The organism is Streptomyces olindensis (assembly GCF_040645895.1).
Taxonomy (GTDB): Bacteria; Actinomycetota; Actinomycetes; order Streptomycetales; family Streptomycetaceae; genus Streptomyces; species Streptomyces olindensis.
In genome coordinates, this window is the sequence record NZ_JBEYZD010000030.1 from 74301 (window position 1) to 98067 (window position 23767).

The following is a 23767-nucleotide window of genomic DNA, read 5'->3' on the forward strand; positions in this document are numbered from 1 at the left end:
AGCCCCGCAAGCGCCGCCAGCCCGGCAGGTGCGGTCTGCCCGGCAGGTGCGGTCTGCCCGGCAACGGCCGTCAGCCCGGCAAGGGCGGTCTGCCCGGCATGGGCGGTCTGCCGCCCACCCGCTCCACCGCCAGCGCTCCCGCCCGACAGCCCTCCGCCGCGGCCTCCTCCGGATCCGCCCCCGCGAGCAGCGCGGCGAGGAAGGCACCCGTGAAGGCGTCCCCGGCACCGGTGGTGTCCCGTGCCGTGGCCGGTACGGCGGGGACCCGGGCGCACACCTCCCCGGAGCGGGCCACGAGCGCTCCGTCGTGGCCCTGCTTGGCGACGACCAGCGGAATGCGCAGGCTCAGTTCGGCAGCCGCCTCGGTCGCGTCGGTCAGACCGGTCAGCAGGCACGCCTCGTCCCGGCTGGGCAGCAGTACGTCCACGCCCTCGACGAGCGCCAGGAACCGCTCGACGCCGAGCTCCTTGAGGAAGCCGGCCGACGCCGGGTCCAGACTCACCGGCACGCCACGCGCGCGTGCGGCGTCCAGCACCACCCTCACCAGGGCACGGCTCGGCTCGGAGAACAGCAGGTAGCCCGACAGATGGAGCCGGGCGACCCCGTCGAGCAGGGTGTCCGACCAGTCGGCTGGTTCGAGCCGCAGCGACGCGCCGCTGTCGGTGAGGAACGTCCGCTCCGCCGAGGCACCCCTGTCCACCAGGCAGATCACCGTCCCGGTCGGCGCCTGCGGGTCGACGACGAGCCGGGGGCGCACGCCCTGGGCCATCAGCTCACGCTCGTGCCAGGCGGCTGCCTCCGCTCCCACCCGCCCGAGCAGCCGCACCTCCGCGGCGCCCCGCTGCGCGGCCCAGCACGCCACGTTGGCGCCCGCCCCGCCCGGCACCGTGCGGATGGAGGCAGCCGTGTCCGTGCCCACCGCGAGCGGTCCGCGATGACGGGCGACGACATCGGTGACGACGTCCCCGACGACGAGCAACGCCCGAGCCGCCACCGAATCCGCGCCAGGCTCCGTCGATCTCCCGCTGTCCTCGGCCCAGCGCCCTCCGAGCCCTCCGCGTTCCCCGTCGCCGGCCCCGGCCCGGCCCCCGGCCCCGTTCATCCCTGGGCCCAGGCCGCCGCGATCCGCGCCGCAAGGCGCACGTTGCCGCGGACCGCCGCCAGGTTGGCGCTCAGGGAGGCGCCGTCGGTGTGCCGGACCAGATAGTCGAGGAGGAACGGGGTGACCGCCTGGCCGGTGATCCCCTCCTCCTCACACGCGTGCAGCGCGTCCGCGAGCACGCGCGCGTGCAGCTCCGGGTCGAGCTGCTCCTCCACCGGGACGGGGTTGGCGACGATCAGGGCCGACTCGGGCCCGTCGAGCGCGTCCTGGGCCCGCATCACGCCCGCCACCTGCTCCGGCGTCCGCAGCGTCCAGTCCACCGGATGCCCCGAGTCCGACAGGTAGAAGCCCGGGAACCGGTCGGTGCCGTAACCCGCCACCGCGACACCCAGCGTCTCCAGCCGCTGCAGGGTCGCCGGCACGTCCAGGATCGACTTCACCCCGGCACACACCACCGTGATCCGCGTCCGCGCCAGCAGCCCCAGGTCGGCCGACTCGTCCTGCGTCACCGTCCACTCGCGGTGCACCCCGCCGAGCCCACCCGTCGCGAACACCCGTACGCCGGCCAGCGCGGCCAGCAGCGCCGTCGCCGACACCGTGGTCGCCCCGCTCGCCCCGGACGCCACCGCCAGCGGCAGATCGCGGTGGCCCAGCTTGCGGATGCCGTCCTCGTTCGCGACCCGCTCCAGCTGCTCCTTGTCCAGCCCGACATGGGGCCGCCCGTCGAGGACGGCGATGGTCGCGGGCACCGCGCCCTCCTGCCGCACGGCCGTCTCCAGCTCCAGCGCCACCTGCAGGTTGCGGGGCCGGGGCAGCCCATGGGCGATGATCGTGGACTCCAGGGCCACCACGGGCCGACGCGCGTCGAGCGCCTCCCGCACTTCTTCGGACACCACCAGCACCACGCGCCCGCCTCCTGTCAGTCGGTCAGTCGGTCTTCCTCATCTCTGGCGGGCGGCGCGCCGGGCCAAACCCTTGCGGGCTGTCGCGGACCTCACGAGCCTGGGGTGCATGACGGACCACACAGCACGCCTCGACCACGTCGTCCTCTGGGTGCGCGACCCGCTCGCCGCCGCCGACTTCTACGAGAAGGCCGTCGGCCTGGAGGCGCTCAGGCTCCCCGAGTTCGCCGCAGGCGAGGTGCCGTTCCCCTCCGTCCGCGTCAACGACGCGACCATCCTCGACCTCATGCCGCTGACCTTCGCGGCCCGCATGACGATGCTCCCCGGCGCCGCCGACAGCGCGGGGCACCCCGTCAACCACGTCTGCCTGTCGCTGCCCCGCGGCGACTTCGACGCCCTCCTCGGACGCTTGGAGGAACGCTCCGTACCGGTGTCGGACCTCTCGTACGACTCCTTCGGAGCCCGGGGCAAGGCGACGCGCAGCTTCTACTTCCGCGACCCGGACGGCAACGTCTTCGAGGCGCGGCACTACGACTGACCAGGCCCGTGCCCCAGGCCCGGGCCTCCCCGGCCCGGGCCTCAGAACAGAGGCTCGGGCAGCACCCCTTCCAGGGCGAGCAGCTTCCGCTTGGTCTCCAGCCCGCCCCCGAAACCGCCGATGCCGCCGCCGCTCTCGACGACCCGGTGACAGGGCACCACCACCGGCAGCGGATTGGCGCCCATCGCCATGCCCACGGCCTGGGCGGCGCCGGGCTGACCGACCCGCCCGGCCAGATCGCCGTACCCGACGACCGTGCCGTACGGCACGCCCGAGGCGAGCTCGCGCAGGACCTCGCGGTTGAAGCCCGAGATCAGCGACCAGTCCAGCGGGAGGTCGAAGTCGCGTCGCTCACCCGCGAAGTACGCCTCGAACTGCCGTATCGCCTCGGCCAGCAGCGGGGAGCCGGGCGCCTCGACGGGCTCGGTGCCGAGCCGCGCCGCCAGCCGCTCGACCGCCCGGTCCCGCACCTCGTCCGTGGCGTGGAACACAACGTTGACCAGGCCGCCCGGGCCGGCGGCCAGCAGCAACGGCCCGATCGCGCTCTCCACGACCGCCCACACGACCCGCGGCTCGCCCCGCTCCTGACTGTCCATGCGCCCACGGTACGACCCGCCACTGACAACGCCGTCCCGACGGGGCGACGGATCAGCCGCGCACGGCCTTGCGCACCACGTCCGGCTTGTTCGTGATGATCCCGTCGACGCCGTACCCGGCGACCCGCTGGGCTGTCGCCGCGTCGTCGACCGTCCAGGTGAAGACCTCCATCGGCCTGCCGTGCGGCCCGTCGAACGCCTGCACCGAGGCCACGTAGGCGGGGGAGAGCGAGCGGTGCGACGGGTTGATCTGGTCGGCGAAGCCGGCGTAGTCCAGCAGGTCCGACACGGGCGGCGTCCCCAGGAAACCGGTCTTCACGCCCGGCTTCAGCGCGTGCACCGTCCGCACGCTGTCCGCGCTGAAGCTCTGCACGATCAGCCGGCCCGCCAGATGACGCCGGTCGAGCCAGCCCTCGTTGCTGAGGACCTTCAGCGTCTGCCGCTCGATGCCCGGGTACAGCTCCGGGTTCTTGATCTCCAGGAGGAGCTTCTGGTGGTGGTGCTCGACCCGGTGCACGAACTGCTCCAGCGTCGGCACGCGCGCGCCCGCGTACGCGGGGCCGAACCAGCTGCCCGCGTCGAGACGGGCGATCTCGGCGGCGGTGAAGTCCCTCACCTTCCAGGGAGCCCGGCCGGGGAAGACCTCCTCGACGTCGGTGGTGCGCCGCAGGTTGTCGTCGTGGAGGACGACGAGCTCGCCGTCCCGGGTCCGCTGGACGTCGTTCTCAACCCATCTGATGCCCAGCTCCGCCGCCTTGTCCACGGCCGCCAGTGTGTTCTCGGGCGCGTACGCGGAGGCCCCCCGGTGCGCGATGACCAGGGGCGAGGCACCGCCGCCGGCCGCCCGCGCGGGGGAGACGGGGAAGAGGAGGGCGGCGGTCCCCAGGAGTGCGGTGGTCGAGGCGGCAACGGCGCGCGCGTGCATGCGTACTCCTCGCGTCGAGCGATCACTACGTCACAGACAGCACCACTGTGACAGCAGAGGGTCAACGCGAGAGGGGTACAGGATGGCCACACGTTGAACGGAAGTGACCCAACTCCGCTCACTGGTGCCGCACAACTGCGGCAAGGCCGTGTTTCTTTGCCGGAAAGTCGTTCGACCATTCCGGTGGGGGTCATACTCTCTGCGTCAACCCTGACCGCTCGTGCGGTCCTGGGAGGGGGCGCACATCAGGAATTCCGGGACGCAAAGGGCGGGAAGGGCAGCCGCGCATGCAGGGCACGGTCGACGGATTCAGCTACGGCCTGGTCACACCCCTGGTGGCCTACCTCATGGCCTGCCTGGGCGGTGCTCTGGGCCTGCGCTGCACCACCAGATCCATGCTCGTCGCCCAGTCCTGGCGCCCCGGCTGGCTCGCCCTCGGCTCGGCCGCCATCGGCTCCGGCATATGGACCATGCACTTCATCGCGATGATGGGGTTCACGGTGCACGGCACCCCGATCCACTACGACAAGTCGATGACCTTCGCGAGCCTCGCCGTCGCGATCGTGATGGTGGGAATCGGGATCTTCATCGTCGGGTACCGGGGCGCCCGGGGAACGGCCCTGTTCACCGGGGGCACGATCACCGGCCTGGGCATCGCGTCGATGCACTACCTCGGCATGGCCAGCATGCGCCTGGACGGAAAGCTGGAGTACAACACCTTCACCGTCGGCGCCTCCGTCGTGATCGCCATGGGCGCCGCCACCGCCGCCCTGTGGGCGGCCGGCCAGGTCAGGGGATTCCTGTGGAGCGTGGGCGCCAGCCTCGTCATGGGACTCGCCGTCAGCGGCATGCACTACACCGGGATGGCCGCGCTCAGCGTCCACCTCCACGGCACGGCCGAACCCGCCACGGGAGAGTCGCCCGCGGCCCTGCTCGCGCCCATGCTGGTCGGTCCTCTCGCCTTCCTGCTGCTCGCGGGTGTCGTGGTGATGTTCGACCCGCTGATGGTCATGGGGAAGCCCACCGTCGCCCCCGTCGAGCACCGGCCCGGCATCCCCGCCCACACCCACACCACCGTCCAGCACTCCGCGCACCGCCTGCGGTTCCGCCCCCGCCGCCCCGTGGAGCACAGAGGATCCCGCACCCCGCAGAACCGCTGATCGGAGCGCGTTGTCAGTGCGGGGTCGTACGGTGGATTCCATGCGGCCCGTTTCCCAGATCGAACGCACGGTGGCGCCCTTCGAGGTCGTCAGCCCCTACCAGCCGAACGGCGACCAGCCGACGGCCATCGCCGAGCTCGCCCGGCGCGTCGAGGCAGGCGAGAAGGACGTCGTCCTGCTCGGCGCGACCGGCACCGGCAAGTCCGCCACCACCGCGTGGATGATCGAGAAGCTCCAGCGCCCCACGCTCGTGATGGCGCCGAACAAGACCCTGGCCGCCCAGCTGGCGAACGAGTTCCGCGAGCTGCTGCCGAACAACGCCGTCGAGTACTTCGTCTCGTACTACGACTACTACCAGCCCGAGGCCTACGTCCCGCAGTCGGACACCTACATCGAGAAGGACTCCTCGATCAACGAGGAGGTCGAGCGCCTGCGCCACTCCGCGACGAACTCGCTGCTCACCCGCCGCGACGTCGTCGTGGTCGCCTCGGTCTCCTGCATCTACGGCCTCGGCACCCCGCAGGAGTACGTGGACCGCATGGTCCCCCTCCGCGTCGGCGAGGAGATCGACCGAGACGAGCTGCTGCGCCGCTTCGTGGACATCCAGTACACGCGCAACGACATGGCGTTCACCCGCGGCACCTTCCGCGTCCGCGGCGACACCATCGAGATCTTCCCGGTCTACGAGGAGCTCGCCGTCCGCATCGAGATGTTCGGCGACGAGATCGAGGCGCTCTCCACCCTCCACCCGCTCACCGGCGAGATCATCAGCGACGACCAGCAGCTCTACGTCTTCCCCGCCTCCCACTACGTCGCCGGCCCCGAGCGCATGGAGCGGGCCGTCAACGACATCGAGAAGGAGCTGGCCGAGCGCCTCGCGGAGCTGGAGAAGCAGGGCAAGCTCCTGGAGGCCCAGCGCCTGCGGATGCGCACCACGTACGACATCGAGATGCTCCGCCAGATCGGCACCTGCTCCGGCGTGGAGAACTACTCGATGCACTTCGACGGCCGGCTCCCCGGCTCCCCGCCCAACACGCTGCTGGACTACTTCCCGGACGACTTCCTCCTCGTCATCGACGAGTCGCACGTCACGGTCCCGCAGATCGGCGCCATGTACGAGGGCGATGCCTCCCGCAAGCGCACCCTCGTCGACCACGGCTTCCGGCTGCCCTCCGCCCTGGACAACCGCCCCCTGAAGTGGGAGGAGTTCCAGGAGCGCATCGGCCAGACGGTCTACCTGTCGGCCACCCCGGGCACCTACGAGATGTCCCGCTCGGACGGCGTCGTCGAGCAGATCATCCGCCCCACCGGCCTCGTCGACCCGGAGGTGGTCGTCAAGCCCACCGAGGGCCAGATCGACGACCTGGTCCACGAGATCCGGCAGCGCACGGAGAAGGACGAGCGCGTCCTGGTCACCACGCTCACGAAGAAGATGGCCGAGGACCTCACGGACTACTTCCTGGAGCTCGGCATCCAGGTGCGCTACCTGCACAGCGACGTCGACACCCTGCGCCGCGTCGAACTGCTGCGTGAACTGCGCGCCGGCGAGTACGACGTGCTGGTCGGCATCAACCTCCTGCGCGAGGGCCTCGACCTGCCCGAGGTGTCCCTGGTGGCGATCCTGGACGCCGACAAGGAGGGCTTCCTGCGCTCCGGGACGTCCCTGATCCAGACCATCGGCCGCGCCGCGCGCAACGTCTCCGGCCAGGTCCACATGTACGCCGACAAGATCACCCCGGCGATGGCGAAGGCCATCGACGAGACCAACCGCCGCCGGGAGAAGCAGATCGCGTACAACAAGGAGAAGGGCATCGACCCCCAGCCCCTCCGCAAGAAGATCAACGACATCGTCGCCCAGATCGCCCGCGAGGACATCGACACCGAGCAGCTGCTCGGCTCCGGCTACCGCAAGTCCAGGAAGGACGGCGGCGGCACCAAGGCGCCCGTGCCCTCCCTCGGCAAGGCGGCCGAGATGGCCAAGCCCGCCAAGGGCAAGGGCAAGGCCAAGGAGACGGTGCCGACCGACCGCCCCGCGGCCGAACTCGCCGAACAGATCGAGGAGCTCACCACGCGCATGCGGGCCGCCGCCGCGGACCTCCAGTTCGAGATCGCGGCCCGACTGCGCGACGAGGTCTCCGAGATGAAGAAGGAACTGCGCCAGATGAAGGAGGCCGGACTGGCCTGACAGCGGACCGCGTACGCGCAGTGTTGCAAGACCGACACAAAGTGCGGGCCGGACTACGTCGCTGTCAGTGCCGCTGCGTAGTGTTCAGGACAACCGCGACTGCGCGGCAACAGGGGACGTTCGAGAGGGGAATCAGCGCGTGACCGTCAACATGACCAAGGGTCAGGCCATCAGTCTGCAGAAGAACGACGGCGGCAGCCTGACCGCGGTGCGCATGGGTCTCGGCTGGCAGGCGGCTCCCCGGCGCGGCCTGTTCGGCTCGCGTACGCGAGAGATCGACCTCGACGCCTCGGCCGTCCTGTTCGCGGACAAGCAACCGGTCGACGTGGTCTTCTTCCGCCACCTGGTGAGCGACGACGGCTCGGTGCGCCACACCGGGGACAACCTCGTCGGCGGTGTCGGCCAGGGCGGCGACGACGAGGCGATCCTCGTCGACCTCGCGCGCATCCCGGTCCACATCGACCAGATCGTCTTCACCGTGAACTCCTTCACGGGCCAGACCTTCCAGGAGGTGCAGAACGCGTTCTGCCGCCTGGTCGACGAGACCAACGGCCAGGAGCTCGCCCGCTACACCCTCGCCGGTGGCGGCCAGTACACGGCCCAGATCATGGCGAAGGTGCACCGCTCGGGTTCGGGCTGGACGATGACGGCCCTGGGCAACCCGGCCAACGGCCGTACCTTCCAGGACCTGATGCCGTCCATCCTGCCGCTTCTCTGAGAACGGCCGGGGCTCGCACGGCAGGAGCCGGCGAGCGGCACACGACACCACACAACGACACAGGGGGACGAAGGCGATGACGGCCGAGCTGGTGCGGGGGCAGAATCACCCGCTCTCCCAGGTCCGTCTCGAGATCCGGGTCTCGGCCGGCACGCCGATCGTGGCCGTGGCCGCGCTCAGCGACGAGACCGGCAGGATCCACGGCGTGGAGTGGGTGGCCCATCCGGGCGCGCCCACCCAGCCGGGTCTCGAGGTCTCCCGGCAGGCCGCCGCCGACCACCGTCTCGCGGTGGACCTGGACGCCATGCCGGAGACCGTCCACCGTGTCAGTGTGCTGCTCGCCCTGCCCGTCGGCGGGGCGGGCCCGGTCCGTTTCGGAGCCGTGGCCGCCCCGTTCGTCGCCGTCACCGGCCTCGACGGCGCCGAGGTCGCCAGCTACACCATCACCGGCCTCGACGCCGAGTCGGCCGTCGTCGCCCTGGAGCTGTACCGCCGGCAGGGCGCCTGGAAGGTGCGCGCCGTCGGCCAGGGCTACGCGGGCGGCCTCGCCGAACTCCTCACCGACCAGGGGCTGCCGCAGGCGCGGCAGCTCGCCGGCAGCATCAACGACGCGGTGGCCCAGGGGCTGGCCCGCTCGGTGCAGGCGCCCCCGCCGCGCACGGCGGACGGCGACCGCTCCCGGCAGGCGGCGGCCCCCGCCCTCGGCCCGGACCACGGCGGCATCGCGCCCCAGCCCGGCCCGGTACCACCGGTGTCCCCGTACGGCGGCCAGACGTCCGGCGGGCAGACCTCCGGCGGGCAGGGGCAGCCGCCGGAGTATCCGGGCGCCGCTCCGGACCCCTCGGCCGTCACCCAGCCCGCCGCCCCCACCGCGGGCGGCGGCCCCATTGACTACAGCCACCCGCGCCGCCGGAACGCCACTCCGCCCCCGCCCCCGCCGACCGCGCCCCCGGCCGCACCCGGACAGCCCGCGCAGCCCGTCGCGGGCGACGCGACCGGCTGGTCCATGGAGGAGCGGCTGTACAACCAGGTCTGGGGCATGTTCGAGGACCTCGCCCGCACCACCGCCGCCTACCGCAGCGCCGTCGACTTCGCCGAGTCCCGTATGGACAAGGAACTCGAACAGGTCCTGTCCGACCCGCGCAGCCGGATCGGCGGACAGGGCGACGCCGCCCGCGAGGCGGCCCACGCCCGGCACGCCCAGCTCGTCGACCAGGCCAGGGAAGCCCTCGACCGGGACCTCACCCAGCTCAAGGCCGAGGCCGACGTCGTCGAACCCGCCCTGCCACCGGCCTACGCCCGCTGGGACAACCCCGTGTGGCATGCCTACCGGGTGCCCATGGAGATGCCCATGGCCCTGCGCCTGGGCGACCTGCATCTCCCCGAGGCCGACCGGATCCGCATCCCGATGCTGGTCCGGCTGCCGCTGGAGCGGGGTCTGTGGATCGACAGCGGACGGACCGAGTCGACCGAGGGACTGTTCACCGACGCGCACGCCCTGGGGCGTCTCGCCATGGAGACGGCGGTCGCGCACGCGGCCCGGCTGCTCGCCGTCCATCCGGCGGGCGAGTTCACCGTCCACGTCATCGACCCGGCCGGCTCGGGCGCGCTGCCCCTGGCCCCCCTCGTGCAGACCGGCGTGCTCGCGGCCCCGCCCGCGCTCGGCGCCGCCGGGGTGGCGGACGTGCTGACCCGGCTCACCCAGCGGGTCGACCTGGTGCAGATGGCGGTCCGGGGAGGCGCCGCCGACTCCCTCCCGCCCGGCTTCGACACCGCACAGCAGCTGCTGATCGTCAACGACTTCCCCCACGGCTTCGACGACCGGGCCGTGAACCAGCTGCGCTACCTCGCCGACGAGGGGCCCGCCTTCGGCGTCCACCTGATGATGGTGGCCGACCGCGAGGAGTCCTCGGGCTACGGACCTTTGCTCGACCCGCTGTGGCGTTCGCTGCTGCGACTGACACCGGTGCCCGACGACCACCTCGCCGACCCCTGGGTCGGCCATGCCTGGACGTACGAGCCGGCGCTCGTGCCGCCCGGCAGCCAGGTCCTCCAGCAGGTGCTCACCCAGGTCGCAGCCGCCCGTACCAAGTACTCGTAAAGCCCTCCGACCAGGGATTTTGGCCTTTCTTTTGCCAAGCGCTTTACCTGTTCTTGGTGATTGGGTACTGTTGTCGGCACGGAGGGGAGTACTCCCTGTCTGCTGCGGCGTACCCGTCAATACGGATCAGGTCTATACGGCCTGCTCCCGGGGCGTCGGCCCATCATTGGGTGGAAGAGACCTCCGGCAGCTACGACGCTGACATTTGCCGTTACGACTGCCGGAGGCGCAGTGGATGTTTCCGTGACCCTATGGGTCCTGACGATCGTGGGCCTGGCGGCCCTCATCGCGGTCGACTTCTTCATCGGCCGCAAGCCGCACGACGTATCGATCAAGGAAGCCGGGATCTGGACGGTCGTCTGGATCGTCCTGGCCGTGCTCTTCGGGCTCGGCCTGCTGGTGTTCGGCGGCGGCCAGCCGGCCGGTGAGTTCTTCGCGGGCTTCATCACCGAGAAGTCACTGAGCGTGGACAACCTGTTCGTCTTCGTCCTGATCATGGCGAAGTTCGCGGTGCCCTCGCAGTACCAGCAGCGCGTGCTGCTGATCGGTGTCCTCATAGCCCTGGTCCTGCGCGCTATCTTCATCGCCGCCGGCGCCGCCATCCTCGCCAGCTTCTCGTGGGTGTTCTACCTCTTCGGCGCCTTCCTCATCTGGACCGCCTGGAAGCTCATCCAGGAGGCCCGCGCGGACGAGGACGACGAGGAGTGGGAGGAGAACAAGCTCCTCAAGGCCGCGGAGCGCCGCTTCGGCGTGGCCGACCGCTACCACGGCACCAAGCTGTGGATCCAGCAGAACGGCAAGCGGGTCATGACCCCGATGCTGGTCGTGATGCTCGCGATCGGCATGACGGACGTGCTGTTCGCCCTCGACTCCATCCCCGCGATCTTCGGCCTGACGCAGGACCCGTACATCGTCTTCACGGCCAACGCGTTCGCCCTGATGGGTCTGCGCCAGCTGTACTTCCTCATCGGCGGCCTGCTGAAGAAGCTGGTCCACCTCTCCTACGGCCTGTCGATCATCCTCGGCTTCATCGGCGTCAAGCTGGTGCTGCACGCCCTGCACGAGTCCGGGGTGCACGTCCCCGAGATCAGCATTCCGGTCTCGCTCGGCGTGATCTGCTCCGTCCTGATCGTCACCACGATCACCAGCCTGCGGGCTTCCAAGAAACAGGCGGCGGCCGAGGAGGCGCAGGCGCAGAGCGGAAGCGCTCCGAAGGACAGCATCGACGTCTGACCACGCCGGACGTAGGAACAACCATCACCGGGACCGGTGCTCGGCGAATTGCCGAGTGCCGGTCCCGGTGCTTGCTTGTTTCCTGAGCGCGTTCCCCGGCCCGGGGACGCCGAGGCCGGCTGGAGGCGCCATGAAGTTCGTACAGATCATCGACTTCGAGACCGAGCGCTTGGAGGAGATGGAGCAGCTCCTCGCGGAGGCAGGGCAACGCTTCGCCGACCGGGCGGGCGGCCCCACGCACCGCATGCTCCTGAAGGACCGTGACAACCCGCGCCGCTATCTGGCGCTGATCGAGTTCGAGTCGTACGACGAGGCCATGCGCAACAGCGACGACCCCGAGACCGGCAGGATGGCGGAGCAACTGGGCGCGCTCTGCCTCGGCGAGCGGGTGTACACCAACTGCGACCTCCTGGACGCACGGGACCTCAAGTAGCCCGGCCGCACACGCGAAAAGGGCCACGCACGACGGGATTGCGGGGCACCTTCGCGTCTGCGACGATCACCGCATGATGGCTCCGCGCAGGCCGCTCATGGCACAGTGGACGACCCTGGTGCCGCTGCTCGCCGCCGTCCTGCTGGTCCTCACCTGGGGGCGCGATCTTCCGGCCGGCGTCGTCGCGTTGGTGACCCTGGTGCTGGCGGGAGCCGTCCTGGCCGCCGTGCACCACGCCGAGGTGGTGGCCCACCGGGTCGGCGAACCGTTCGGCTCCCTCGTGCTCGCCGTCGCCGTCACGATCATCGAAGTCGCCCTGATCGTCACCCTGATGGCCGACGGCGGGGACAAGAGCTCGACGCTCGCCCGCGACACGGTCTTCGCGGCGGTCATGATCACCTGCAACGGCATCGTCGGCCTCTGCCTCCTGGTCGCCTCCCTGCGGCACGGCACGGCGGTCTTCAACCCCGAGGGCACCGGCGCGGCGCTCGCGACCGTCGCCACCCTGGCCACGCTCAGCCTGGTCCTGCCGACGTTCACCACGAGCAAGCCCGGCCCGGAGTTCTCCACCGTCCAGCTGACGTTCGCGGCGCTCTCCTCGCTGGTCCTGTACGGGCTGTTCGTCGCGACGCAGACCGTGCGGCACCGGGACTACTTCCTGCCGATCACCCGGGAGGGCGAGGTGATCACCGCGGACGAGCACGCCGCGGCCCCCTCCGCCCGTACCGCACTGATCAGCCTCGGGCTGCTCGGCCTGGCACTGATCGGCGTGGTCGGGCTCGCCAAGGGGGTGTCGCCCACCATCGAGTCCGGGGTGGCGGCCGCCGGGCTGCACCACGCCGTCGTCGGCGTGATCATCGCGCTGCTGGTGCTGCTCCCGGAGACCATCGCCGCGCTGCGCTCCGCCCGCCGCGACCGGGTCCAGACCAGCCTGAACCTCGCCCTCGGCTCGGCGATGGCGAGCATCGGCCTGACCATCCCCGCCGTGGCGCTCGCGTCCGTCTGGCTCTCCGGCCCGCTGGTGCTCGGCCTGGGCGCCACGCACATGGTGCTGCTCGCCCTGACGGTGGTGGTGGCCTCGCTGACCGTGGTGCCGGGCCGGGCCACGCCGCTCCAGGGCGGGGTCCATCTGGTGCTGTTCGCGGCGTACCTGGAACTGGCGATCAATCCCTAGGGGGTGTCCGCAAAGTCCCGCCTGCCATTACGGACACCCCCTAGGCCGGCGGTCAGCCCGAAGCAGCCTCCGCAGCCGCACCCACCGGCACCGGACGTGTCTCCGGCAGCAGCGCGAAGCAGCCCAGGCTGAGCAGTGCGACCGCCGTGAGATACGCGGCCACGCCCCACGGCACCCGCCCGCCCTGCTCGGCGAGGGCCGTCGCCACGATCGGCGTGAGCGCGCCCCCGACGACACCGCCGAGGTTGTAGCCGACGGCGGCACCGGTGCAGCGCACCCGCGGTGCGTACAGCTCCGGCAGATACGCGGCGATCACGGCGAACATCGTGATGAACGCGAGCATCGCCCCGAGGAAGCCCAGGAACATCGGCAGCGGCGCGCCGGTGGCGAGGAGCGCGACCATCGGGAACATCCACAGGGCGGCGGCCGCGCAGCCGGCCAGACACAGGGGGCGGCGGCCGTAACGGTCCCCGAGCAGCGCCACCAGCGGTGTGAGCGCGCCCTTCACGAGGACGGCGCCCATGATGCAGGTCAGCATGACGGTGCGGCTCACCCCGAGCCGTTCCGTGCCGTAGGAGAGGGACCAGGTCGTCACGGCGTAGAAGATCGCGTAGCCGATCGCGAGGGCGCCGCCGGTCAGCAGGAGGAGACGCCAGTGGTGGCGCACGACCTCGGCGAGCGGCACGCGCGCGTGGTCGTCGATCTCCAGGAAACTGGGGCTTTCGGCGAGCGACGAACGCAGCCACAGCCCCACCACGGCCAGCACGCCCGCCACCCAGAACGGCACCCGCCACCCCCACGCGGCGAACTGCGCCTCGGTCAGCGTCGTCGACAGGCCCAGCACCACACCGTTGGCGAGCAGGAACCCCAGGGCGGGCCCGACCTGGGGGAAGCTCGACCACAGCCCGCGCCGCTCGGCGGGCGCGTGCTCCACGGTCAGCAGCACCGCACCGCCCCATTCGCCGCCGAGGCCCAGCCCCTGCAGGAAGCGCAGCACCAGAAGCAGCAGGGGAGCGACCACGCCGATCGTGTCGTACGTCGGCACGCAGCCGACCGCGACCGTGGAAGCGCCGGTGAGCAGCAGCGAGGCGACGAGGACGGGCCGTCGCCCGTGCCGGTCCCCGATGTGCCCGAACAGCACTGACCCCAGTGGCCGGGCCACGAAGCCCACGCCGAAGGTGGCGAAGGCGGCCAGGGTCCCCGCCACCGGTGAGAAGGTCGGGAAGAACAGCGGCCCCAGGATCAGGGCCGCCGCGGTGCCGTAGACGAAGAAGTCGTAGAACTCGATGGCCGTGCCGGCGAGCGAGGCTGCCGCGAGGCGCGGCATGGAGGGTGCCCTTACGGTGCGTACGTCGTGCATGCCGCGTCAACTACCCACGGTGACGGGCGGTTACGGGGGCGCGCGGAGGGCTTGGGGGTCTTCAGTACGTGACCGTGATGCGCTGGGCCGGTCCGTCCACACGCACGGTGCCCCCGTACGGGATCACCAGTTGCGGATCGGTGTGCCCGAAGTCCACGTCGAAGACGATCATGGTGTCGGGGGCGTAGTCCCGCAGGGCGCGCAGGACGGCCTCACGCTGCTCGGAGGCGTAACGGGCGGCCTCCTCGGGAGTGTTGGGGCGGTTGAAGAACCACGTCTTCGGGCGCCCCATCAGCAGCGCCGGGAAGCGCTGGAGCAGTCCGCGCTCGCCCATGTTCCGCAGGGTGCGGTGGACCTCCGCGGGGCTCGGCATCTCCTCCGAGGTCTCCAGGAGCAGCACACCCCCCTCGTACTCGGACAGGTCGCGCGCGATCTCCCGGTCGGCCATCAGCAGCCAGCCGACGATCTCCAGGCAGCCGCCCCAGGTGCGGCCCTCGACCACCCGGCCGGGGTTCACCCACGTCCAGCCGGTCCCGGGCCGGGTCTCCGGCTCCGCGTCGAAGGTCGCAGGGTCGGCCCAGTCCCGGTCGATGTCACGCCACCGCTCGGCGGGCCGCAGCTCGTACGGGCCGGGCGTGAACAGGGCCGCGCGCAGGGAGTCGGCGGTCTGTGGGTGCATGGCCCCGGGGCGGCCCAGCTCGCCCATGACACTGCCGCCGTGGAAGGCGACGATGCCGCTGTTGCGCAGGAACGCGAGCAGGTTGGTGTTGTCGCTCATCCCGAAGAACGGCTTCGGGTTCGCGCGGATCAACTCACGGTCCAGATACGGCAGCACGGTGATCTGGTCGTCCCCGCCGATGGACGCGATGACCGCCTTGATGTCCGGGTCGGCGAAGGCGGCGTGGATGTCGTCGGCCCGCTCCTGGGGGGTCGAGCCCATCCTGCGGGTCGCCGGGTACTCGACCGGCTCCAGCTCGTACTCCTCGCGCAGTCGCTCCAGGCCCAGTTCGTAGGGGAGCGGTAAGAGTTCCGGCAGGCCTCCGGAGGCCGAGATCACGGCGATGCGGTCCCCGGGGGACGGCTTGGGCGGGTACACGAGGCTCGTCATGCCGGGAGGCTACGGCCCGGCAGGCGGTCGGCGCACCGTGATAAACCGGCTGTGAGCAGCGGTCCGCCACGGGCCGCCCGACCCTGACCGGACCGGAGGAACCGTGCCCCGCACCCTGGCCAACGCCCCGATCATGATCCTCAACGGCCCCAATCTGAACCTGCTCGGCCAGCGCCAGCCGGAGATCTACGGCTCCGACACCCTCGCCGACGTCGAGGCCCTGTGCGCCAAGGCGGCTGCCGCGCACGGCGGCACGGTCGACTTCCGCCAGTCCAACCACGAGGGCGAGCTGGTCGACTGGATCCACGAGGCGCGTCTGAACCACTGCGGCATCGTGATCAACCCGGGCGCCTACTCGCACACCTCCGTCGCCCTCCTCGATGCCCTCAACACCTGCGACGGCATGCCGGTGTTGGAGGTCCACATCTCCAACATCCACCAGCGTGAGGCGTTCCGGCACCACTCCTACGTTTCGCTGCGCGCCGACGGCGTGATCGCGGGCTGCGGGGTGCAGGGGTACGTGTTCGGCGTCGAACGGGTCGCGGCGCTGGCAGGGGCGGGCCAGGCGGACACGTGAGCCGCCGGCGGTAAGCCCCGCCGACCGGGACGGTCGCCCCTTACAGCCACGGCCGCCCCTCACCATCACGGCCGCCCCTCACCACCACCCCTACAACCGTCCGGCCTCCACGATCCGCCGCAGGAAGCGCCGCGTGCGCTCCTGCCGCGGGTCCCCGAAGACCTGCTCCGCGCTCCCGCGTTCCAGCACCACGCCGCCCTCCAGGAAGCACACCTGGTCGGCGACGTCCCGCGCGAAGCCCATCTCGTGTGTGGCCAGCACCATGGTCATGCCCTCGTCCTTGAGGTCACGGACGACGGTGAGGACCTCGCCGACCAGCTCGGGATCGAGGGCGGCGGTGATCTCGTCGAGCAGCAGCAGCCGGGGGCGCACGGCCAGGGCACGGACGATCGCCACGCGCTGCTGCTGGCCGCCGCTCAGCCGGTCCGGGTACTCGCCCGCCCTGCCGCCGAGCCCCAGCCGCTCCAGCAGTTCACGCGCGCGTGCCTCGGCCTCGGCCCGGGGCACGCCGTGCACCCGGCGCGGGGCGAGCGTGATGTTCTCCAGGACGGTCATGTGCGGGAACAGGTTGTACGCCTGGAAGACCACGCCGATCCGGCGGCGCACGGCGTCCTGGTCGGCGCGCGGGTCGGTGATCTCCTCGCCGTCCAGCCAGATCGCCCCGTCGTCGATCTCCTCCAGCAGGTTCGCGCACCGCAGCAGCGTGGACTTGCCGGAGCCGGAGGCGCCGATCAGGGCGGTGACCGTGTGCGGGGCGACCTCCAGGTCCACGTCCCGCAGGACGACCGAGCCGCCGAAGGTCTTGCGGACGGACTCCATCCGCAGCACGGGCGTCTCGCTCATGTGGCTCCTCCCTGGGCCCGCCGCCGGTCCATGCGTGCCGTCACCCAGTCCGTGAAACGGGTCATGGGGATGGTCAGCGCGACGAAGACCAGGCCCGCGACGATGTACGGCGTGTAGTTGAGGCTGCGGCCGACGATGATGTCGGCGGCCCGCACGGCGTCCACCGCACCCCCGATCGAGACGAGCCCGGTGTCCTTCTGCAGGGACACCAGGTCGTTCAGCAGCGGCGGCACCTGGCGGCGCACCGCCTGGGGCAGCACCACGTGCCGCAGCGCCTGCCGGTTGCTGAGGCCGAGCGACCGGGCCGCGGCGCGCTGCGAGGGGTGCACGGACTCGATGCCGGCGCGGAACACCTCGGCGACGTACGCCGAGTAGGTCAGGGTGAGCGCGGTGCCGCCGAGGAGCACCGGATCGACGGTCACGCCCTGGAGCCGCAGCGCCGGGACGCCGAGGACGACGATCATCAGGTTGATGATGAGCGGCAGCCCCCGGAAGAAGTCCGTGTACGCGGCGGCCAGGACGCGCAGCGGGAAGAACACCGGACCGCGCAGCGTCCGGGCGACGGCGATCAGCATGCCGAGGACCAGCACCGCGGCTCCGCAGATCAGCAGCAGCCGGACGTTCAGCCACAGCCCTTCGAGCACCTTGGGGAACGCCTCGCGCGCGTACCCCCAGTCGAAGAAGGTCTCCTTGGTGCGCGGCCACCCCGGGGCGTTGACGACGACCAGGTAGAGGACGGCTCCGGTGACGAGCGTCGACAGCGCGCCGATCGCGGTGGCGCGCCGGGCGCGGGCGCGCCGGTAGCGCTCACGGTCCAGGCGCCGCCGGGACGGGACGTAAGCGTAGGGCCCGTCGGAGCGCTCGGCGAGCTCCTCCTTGTCCACCGTCACTTGAGCACCGGCGCGTCGACGGCGTCCGAGAGCCACTGCTGCTCGATCTTCTTCAGCGTGCCGTCCGCGCGCAGCGCGTCCACGGCCCGGGAGACGCAGGAGGTGAGCGGGCTGCCCTTGTCGAGCACGAGTCCGAACTGCTCGGGCGTACCGCCCTGGTTCTCGAACTGACCGACGATCGTCGCGTCGGTGATCTCGGCCCCGGTGATGTAGAAGGCGGTGGGCAGGTCGACGACGATCGCGTCGACCTGGCCGTTCTTCAGGGCGGACTTGGCCTGGTCGTTCTTGGCGTAGACGGCGGCCTCCCGGGTGGGCCGCACCACGTCGTCGATGTAGTCGAGGCTGGTGGTGCCCACCTGGGCGCCCAGTTTCACGCCCTTCAGGTCGGCGATGCTCTTCGCCTTCGCGGCCTTGGAGCCCTTCAGCGCGACGACGGCCTGCCGGACGTCGTAGTAGCCGGAGGAGAAGTCGACGGCCTTCCTGCGTTCCTCGCTGACGGACACCTGGTTGATGTCGAAGTCGAACGTCTTCTCGCCCGGCGCGAAGGCCTTGTTGAAGGGGACGGTCTGCCAGATGACCCGGTCCTCGCCGTACCCGAGCTTCTCGGCGACGGCGTACGCGACCGCCGACTCGAAGCCCTTGCCGTTCGCCGGGTCGTCGTCCCGGAACCAGGGCTCGTAGGCGGGTTCGTCCGTGGCGACCGTGAGCTTGCCCGGGGTCTCGGTGGCCAACTTGCCCGGAGCACAGGCGTTTCCGGCCGATGCCGAGGGCTTGCCCGAGGACGTCTCCGGCTGCGGGGCGCAGCTCACGGCGGCGGCGAGGAGGGCGACGGCGGCGGCAGCGCGGCACAGGGCACGCGGGGCAGGATGCATGGCGGGAGACTGGCAGCCGACGCTCCCGTTTGTCGAGGTCACGGCAACAGATGTCCGCATGATGGGAACGGGTGTTGCAGTCGTGTGAACGGGCCCCGCAGACCCGCGAGTTCGGCGGGCGCCGGGGCCGCCGGCCGAGGGCGGGGATCGACAGGCCGGCGGCCCATCCGCCCAGGAGCCGTCATCCTGCGCGGGGCTCCTACCAGTTGACTGCGCAACTACCCCTAGGGGGGAGCGTACGTACGGCCCCGGCGTGTGCGAATGATTCACACGGGGCGCGTGCGCGGCCTACCGCTCCCTACGCGTGCGCCCCGCGCAGTGGCTCACCACCCGCGCGCGTGCCACTCCGGCAGCTGCGGGCGCTCGGCGCCCAGGCTCGTGTCGTTGCCGTGCCCCGGATAGACCCATGTCTCGTCCGGGAGGACATCGAAGATCTTCGTCTCGACGTCGTGGATGAGACTGGCGAACGCCTTCGGGTCCTTGTGGGTGTTGCCCACACCGCCGGGGAAGAGGCAGTCCCCGGTGAACACATGGGGGTGCCCGTGCGGGTCGTCGTAGACGAGGGCGATCGAGCCGGGCGTGTGACCGACCAGGTGGCGCGCGGTGAGGTCCACGCGCCCGACCCGGATGGTGTCGCCGTCGTCGACCAGCACGTCGGTCCGCACGGGGATGCCCTCGGCGTCGTCCCGGCCCGCGTAGGTGCGGGCGCCGGTGGCCGCCACGACCTCGGCGAGCGCCTGCCAGTGGTCGCCGTGCCGATGGGTCGTGACGACCGACGCGATGCCGTCGTCGCCGATCATGCCGAGCAGCGTGGCCGCCTCGTTCGCGGCGTCGATCAGCAGCTGCTCGTCGGTGGCGCGGCAGCGCAGCAGATAGGCGTTGTTGTTCATCGGACCCACCGCGATCTTGGTGATCATCAGGTCCTTGAGCTCGTGCACGTCGGCAGGTCCGCCGACCGTCACCTGTCCGCTGTACGTCATGTCCGCCAGCCTATAGCGGGGGAGCGGCCCGGGTCCTACAGCGGGGGCAGCGCCGGGAGCGGGCCGCCGGTCACGGTCAGAGCGCCTCCGCTGCGCCGGCCCGCGAGCCAGCCCAGCAGGTCCGCGGGGGGACCGGTGACGGTCACCTCGGGCCCGTCGTCCGCCTCCCGTCCCGTGCTCCACGCGCGCGTGCCGTCCGTGAGGCGTGTGGACGGCACGTCGGGGTGCCCGGAGAACCGGTCGGCGAGGAAGTCGATCTCCCGCTCGGCGAACTCCGCCGGCAGATCCTCCAGCTCGTACCCGATCCCGAGGTCCACGTGGTGCAGCTCCACCTCCACCCACCGCCGGAACGGCACCCGGGCCGCGGAGTCGGTGACCCCGCCCCGCAGCTCCACCGTGCGCGACCAGTCCGCCGGGGCGTCCCCGGCCGCCTGGAAGCGGGCCGCGCTCTCCCGCAGGTCCGCGAGCTGCACGTCGAGGGCGCGCGGGGCGTCCCGCTCGATGTCGGCGTCCCGGGCCTCGCCGGAGACGTACATGGGGCGGCCCTCCAGGACGTTCACGAGAGCGTCCGCGTTGCGGGCGAGGTGGGCCAGCACGTGGCCACGACTCCAGCCGGGCAGCCGTGACGGCTCCGTCACAGCCGCGTTGTCCAGTTTGCCGACTGCGGTCAGCAGCCGCTCCGTCGCGTCACGTACAGACGCCAGGTCATGAGCGTGATCAATCATGGTGCTGACCCTAGCTCCGCCACTCCTTCGGGTGAAGGTGGTGAAGGAGTGCCGTAAATCGAAAGCACGTGCTATATGGTCGGACGTGGCGTCGGGCATGCTGGAGAGCCGGGGTTTGTTGGCAACCCGTGAATCCGACCGGCGTTGTCAGTGGCTCCCCCTAGTCTGAGAAGGACGGGGGCCCCGCCCCTGTCTCTTCTCTCAAGAAAGGTGCGGACCGGCGTGGCCGACCGTCTCATCGTTCGTGGAGCGCGCGAGCACAACCTCAAGAACGTCTCGCTCGACCTCCCGCGCGACTCGCTCATCGTCTTCACGGGCCTGTCGGGGTCGGGCAAGTCCTCGCTGGCCTTCGACACCATCTTCGCCGAGGGGCAGCGGCGCTACGTCGAGTCGCTCTCCTCGTACGCCCGGCAGTTCCTCGGCCAGATGGACAAGCCGGACGTCGACTTCATCGAGGGCCTCTCCCCGGCGGTCTCCATCGACCAGAAGTCGACCTCCCGCAACCCGCGCTCCACGGTCGGCACCATCACCGAGGTCTACGACTACCTGCGCCTGCTCTTCGCGCGCATCGGCAAGCCGCACTGCCCCGAGTGCCGCCGCCCGATCTCACGCCAGTCGCCGCAGGCCATCGTCGACCGTGTCCTGGAGCTGCCCGAGGGCAGCCGCTTCCAGGTGCTGTCGCCGCTGGTGCGCGAGCGCAAGGGCGAGTTCGTCGATCTCTTCGCCGACCTCCAGACCAAGGGCTACTCCCGCGCGCGCGTGGACGGCGAGACGATCCAGCTGTCCAACCCGCCGACGCTGAAGAAGCAGGAGAAGCACACCATCGAGGTGGTCGTCGACCGCCTCACGGTCAAGGACGGCGCCAAGCGCCGCCTCACCGACTCCGTGGAGACCGCCCTCGGCCTCTCCGGCGGCATGGTCGTGCTCGACTTCGTCGACCTCCCCGAGGACGACCCCGAGCGCGAGCGCATGTTCTCGGAGCACCTCTACTGCCCGTACGACGACCTGTCCTTCGAGGAGCTGGAGCCCCGCTCCTTCTCCTTCAACTCGCCCTTCGGCGCCTGCCCGGACTGCACCGGCATCGGCACGCGCATGGAGGTCGACCCGGAGCTGATCGTCCCGGACGAGGACAAGAGCCTCGACGAGGGCGCCATCCACCCCTGGTCGCACGGCCACACCAAGGACTACTTCGGCCGCCTCATCGGCGCCCTGGCCGACGCGCTGGGCTTCCGTACGGACATCCCCTTCGCCGGCCTGCCGCAGCGCGCCAAGAAGGCCCTGCTCCACGGCCACAAGACCCAGGTCGAGGTCCGCTACCGCAACCGCTACGGCCGTGAGCGCCGGTACACCACGGCCTTCGAGGGCGCCGTCCCCTTCGTCAAGCGCCGGCACAGCGAGGCCGAGTCCGACGCCAGCCGCGAGCGCTTCGAGGGCTACATGCGCGAGGTGCCCTGCCCCACCTGTGAGGGCACGCGCCTTAAGCCGATCGTCCTCGCGGTCACGATCATGGACAAGTCCATCGCCGAGGTATCCGCGATGTCCATCAGCGACTGCGCGGACTTCCTGGGCGAGCTGAAGCTCACCGCCCGCGACAAGAAGATCGCCGAACGCGTGCTGAAGGAGGTCAACGAGCGGCTGCGGTTCCTGGTCGACGTCGGCCTGGACTACCTCTCCCTCAACCGCGCCGCCGGCACGCTCTCCGGTGGCGAGGCCCAGCGCATCCGCCTGGCCACGCAGATCGGCTCCGGCCTCGTCGGCGTCCTGTACGTCCTGGACGAGCCGTCCATCGGCCTGCACCAGCGCGACAACCACCGGCTGATCGAGACCCTGGTCCGGCTCCGGGACATGGGCAACACGCTCATCGTCGTCGAGCACGACGAGGACACCATCAAGACCGCCGACTGGGTCGTCGACATCGGCCCCGGCGCCGGTGAGCACGGCGGCAAGGTCGTGCACAGCGGCTCCCTGAAGGAGCTGCTCGCCAACGAGGAGTCGCAGACCGGCCAGTACCTGTCCGGCCGGAAGGCCATCCCGCTGCCCGACATCCGGCGTCCGCTGGACCCGTCCCGGCAGCTCACGGTGCACGGCGCCCGGGAGAACAACCTCCAGGACATCGACGTCTCCTTCCCGCTGGGCGTGTTCACGGCCGTCACCGGCGTCTCGGGCTCCGGCAAGTCGACCCTGGTCAACGACATCCTGTACACGCACCTGGCCCGCGAGCTGAACGGCGCGAGGAGCGTGCCCGGGCGGCACACGCGCGTGGACGGCGACGACCTCGTCGACAAGGTCGTGCACGTGGACCAGTCGCCCATCGGCCGCACCCCCCGCTCCAACCCGGCCACGTACACCGGCGTCTTCGACCACATCCGCAAGCTGTTCGCCGAGACCACCGAGGCGAAGGTCCGCGGCTACATGCCCGGCCGCTTCTCCTTCAACGTCAAGGGCGGCCGCTGCGAGAACTGCGCGGGCGACGGCACCATCAAGATCGAGATGAACTTCCTCCCGGACGTCTACGTCCCGTGCGAGGTCTGCCACGGCGCCCGGTACAACCGGGAGACCCTGGAGGTCCACTACAAGGGCAAGTCCATCGCCGAGGTCCTGAACATGCCGATCGAGGAGGCCACCGAGTTCTTCGAGGCCGTCCCCGCCATCGCCCGGCACCTCAACACGCTCAAGGACGTCGGCCTCGGCTACGTCCGGCTCGGCCAGGCCGCGACCACCCTGTCCGGCGGCGAGGCGCAGCGCGTGAAGCTCGCCAGCGAGTTGCAGAAGCGCTCCACCGGCCGCACGGTCTACGTCCTGGACGAGCCGACCACCGGTCTGCACTTCGAGGACATCAGCAAGCTGCTGAAGGTCCTGTCCGGCCTGGTCGACAAGGGCAACACGGTCATCGTCATCGAGCACAACCTCGACGTGATCAAGACCGCCGACTGGATCGTCGACATGGGCCCCGAGGGCGGCGCCGGCGGCGGCCTGGTCGTCGCCGAGGGCACACCCGAGCAGGTCGCCGGGGTCCCCGCCAGCCACACCGGCAAGTTCCTCCGGGAGATCCTCGGCGCCGACCGCATCAGCGACGCCTCCTCGGTGAAGGCACCGCGCAGGGCGGCGAAGAAGACGGTCCCCGCGCAGGCCAGGGCGGGCAGGACCGCCACCAAGACGGTCAGCGGCACCGCCGCCAAGAAGACAGCCACCAAGACCACGAAGGCCGCCGCGAAGAAGACCACGCGGACGACCAAGGGCTGAGGGCTCTCACCGAACGCGCCGCGCCCCCACGGAAGCTCCCGTGGGGCCCGGCCGGGCAGCGGCCCGGGCCCGAAGGCGGGCAGCAGGTGCTCCCAGACGAGG

General features: G+C 71.0%; 21 protein-coding genes. 10 read left to right on the forward strand and 11 right to left on the reverse strand.

What is annotated here, in order from left to right; genetic code table 11:
* Nucleotides 1-70: 70 nt before the first annotated feature.
* Nucleotides 71-1102, reverse strand: coding sequence for a carbohydrate kinase family protein (locus ABZ948_RS20705; protein WP_435857543.1), 1032 nt, complete (start codon nucleotides 1100-1102; stop codon nucleotides 71-73).
* Nucleotides 1099-2007 carry a pseudouridine-5'-phosphate glycosidase gene (locus tag ABZ948_RS20710; RefSeq protein WP_359761539.1) on the reverse strand — a complete coding sequence of 303 codons (909 nt, stop codon included), beginning with the start codon at nucleotides 2005-2007 and terminating at the stop codon, nucleotides 1099-1101. Before ABZ948_RS20710 ends, ABZ948_RS20705 begins: the two co-directional genes overlap by 4 nt.
* Nucleotides 2008-2113: 106 nt before the next feature.
* Here ABZ948_RS20710 and ABZ948_RS20715 point away from each other — a divergent pair, with 106 nt between their 5' ends.
* Entirely contained in the window at nucleotides 2114-2542 is a 429-nt protein-coding gene (locus ABZ948_RS20715) for a VOC family protein (protein WP_359761541.1), read from the forward strand.
* Nucleotides 2543-2583: 41 nt separating this feature from the next.
* Here the strand turns inward: ABZ948_RS20715 and ABZ948_RS20720 are convergent, their stop codons facing one another.
* Entirely contained in the window at nucleotides 2584-3138 is a 555-nt protein-coding gene (locus ABZ948_RS20720; RefSeq protein WP_359761543.1) for a methylated-DNA--[protein]-cysteine S-methyltransferase, read from the reverse strand.
* Between the two features lie 52 nt (nucleotides 3139-3190).
* Nucleotides 3191-4063, reverse strand: coding sequence for a glycerophosphodiester phosphodiesterase (locus ABZ948_RS20725; protein ID WP_359761545.1), 873 nt, complete (start codon nucleotides 4061-4063; stop codon nucleotides 3191-3193).
* Between the two features lie 287 nt (nucleotides 4064-4350).
* Here ABZ948_RS20725 and ABZ948_RS20730 point away from each other — a divergent pair, with 287 nt between their 5' ends.
* The 7 genes from ABZ948_RS20730 (at nucleotide 4351) to ABZ948_RS20760 (ending at nucleotide 13067) form a co-directional block, all read left to right on the forward strand.
* The gene (locus tag ABZ948_RS20730; protein ID WP_359761546.1) at nucleotides 4351-5223 is read left to right on the forward strand and encodes an MHYT domain-containing protein; all 873 of its coding nucleotides are present in this window, start codon (nucleotides 4351-4353) and stop codon (nucleotides 5221-5223) included.
* Between the two features lie 40 nt (nucleotides 5224-5263).
* Nucleotides 5264-7408: an excinuclease ABC subunit UvrB gene (gene uvrB, locus ABZ948_RS20735; RefSeq protein ID WP_359761548.1), complete on the forward strand. Its 2145-nt coding sequence runs from the start codon at nucleotides 5264-5266 to the stop codon at nucleotides 7406-7408.
* A gap of 139 nt (nucleotides 7409-7547) precedes the next feature.
* On the forward strand, nucleotides 7548-8126 hold the full coding sequence (locus ABZ948_RS20740) for a TerD family protein (protein WP_031115582.1): 579 nt from the start codon (nucleotides 7548-7550) through the stop codon (nucleotides 8124-8126).
* A gap of 76 nt (nucleotides 8127-8202) precedes the next feature.
* On the forward strand, nucleotides 8203-10227 hold the full coding sequence (locus tag ABZ948_RS20745; RefSeq protein ID WP_359761551.1) for a TerD family protein: 2025 nt from the start codon (nucleotides 8203-8205) through the stop codon (nucleotides 10225-10227).
* Nucleotides 10228-10458: 231 nt separating this feature from the next.
* Entirely contained in the window at nucleotides 10459-11460 is a 1002-nt protein-coding gene (locus ABZ948_RS20750; protein WP_359761552.1) for a TerC/Alx family metal homeostasis membrane protein, read from the forward strand.
* Nucleotides 11461-11590: 130 nt separating this feature from the next.
* Entirely contained in the window at nucleotides 11591-11893 is a 303-nt protein-coding gene (locus ABZ948_RS20755; RefSeq protein ID WP_359761554.1) for a hypothetical protein, read from the forward strand.
* Nucleotides 11894-11966: 73 nt separating this feature from the next.
* Complete coding sequence (locus ABZ948_RS20760) at nucleotides 11967-13067, forward strand: calcium:cation antiporter (RefSeq protein ID WP_359761556.1); 1101 nt, start codon at nucleotides 11967-11969, stop codon at nucleotides 13065-13067.
* Between the two features lie 52 nt (nucleotides 13068-13119).
* Here the strand turns inward: ABZ948_RS20760 and ABZ948_RS20765 are convergent, their stop codons facing one another.
* Both ABZ948_RS20765 and ABZ948_RS20770 read right to left on the reverse strand, forming a co-directional pair.
* Nucleotides 13120-14394 (reverse strand): MFS transporter, encoded by a 1275-nt coding sequence (locus tag ABZ948_RS20765; protein WP_359761558.1) that lies wholly within the window; start codon nucleotides 14392-14394, stop codon nucleotides 13120-13122.
* Between the two features lie 94 nt (nucleotides 14395-14488).
* Nucleotides 14489-15535 (reverse strand): S66 family peptidase, encoded by a 1047-nt coding sequence (locus ABZ948_RS20770; protein ID WP_359761560.1) that lies wholly within the window; start codon nucleotides 15533-15535, stop codon nucleotides 14489-14491.
* 103 nt (nucleotides 15536-15638) lie between these two features.
* Between ABZ948_RS20770 and aroQ the strand changes: the two genes are divergently transcribed.
* Complete coding sequence (gene aroQ / locus ABZ948_RS20775) at nucleotides 15639-16112, forward strand: type II 3-dehydroquinate dehydratase (protein WP_359761562.1); 474 nt, start codon at nucleotides 15639-15641, stop codon at nucleotides 16110-16112.
* A gap of 90 nt (nucleotides 16113-16202) precedes the next feature.
* Here the strand turns inward: aroQ and ABZ948_RS20780 are convergent, their stop codons facing one another.
* The 5 genes from ABZ948_RS20780 to ABZ948_RS20800 all read right to left on the reverse strand — a co-directional run bounded on the left by ABZ948_RS20780 (nucleotide 16203) and on the right by ABZ948_RS20800 (nucleotide 20422).
* Nucleotides 16203-16955, reverse strand: a complete 753-nt coding sequence (locus ABZ948_RS20780) for an amino acid ABC transporter ATP-binding protein (RefSeq protein WP_359761564.1) — start codon at nucleotides 16953-16955, stop codon at nucleotides 16203-16205.
* Nucleotides 16952-17845, reverse strand: coding sequence for an amino acid ABC transporter permease (locus ABZ948_RS20785; RefSeq protein WP_359761566.1), 894 nt, complete (start codon nucleotides 17843-17845; stop codon nucleotides 16952-16954). The genes ABZ948_RS20780 and ABZ948_RS20785 overlap by 4 nt, the downstream gene beginning before the upstream one ends.
* Entirely contained in the window at nucleotides 17842-18717 is an 876-nt protein-coding gene (locus ABZ948_RS20790; RefSeq protein ID WP_359761568.1) for an ABC transporter substrate-binding protein, read from the reverse strand. Before ABZ948_RS20790 ends, ABZ948_RS20785 begins: the two co-directional genes overlap by 4 nt.
* A 323-nt stretch (nucleotides 18718-19040) precedes the next feature.
* A complete protein-coding gene (locus ABZ948_RS20795) occupies nucleotides 19041-19697 on the reverse strand; it encodes an MBL fold metallo-hydrolase (protein WP_359761570.1) in 657 nt (218 codons plus the stop codon).
* A 35-nt stretch (nucleotides 19698-19732) separates the two neighbouring features.
* Nucleotides 19733-20422: a maleylpyruvate isomerase family mycothiol-dependent enzyme gene (locus tag ABZ948_RS20800; protein WP_359761572.1), complete on the reverse strand. Its 690-nt coding sequence runs from the start codon at nucleotides 20420-20422 to the stop codon at nucleotides 19733-19735.
* A gap of 222 nt (nucleotides 20423-20644) precedes the next feature.
* Between ABZ948_RS20800 and uvrA the strand changes: the two genes are divergently transcribed.
* Nucleotides 20645-23665 carry an excinuclease ABC subunit UvrA gene (gene uvrA / locus ABZ948_RS20805; protein WP_359761573.1) on the forward strand — a complete coding sequence of 1007 codons (3021 nt, stop codon included), beginning with the start codon at nucleotides 20645-20647 and terminating at the stop codon, nucleotides 23663-23665.
* The last annotated feature ends 102 nt before the right edge of the window (nucleotides 23666-23767 follow it).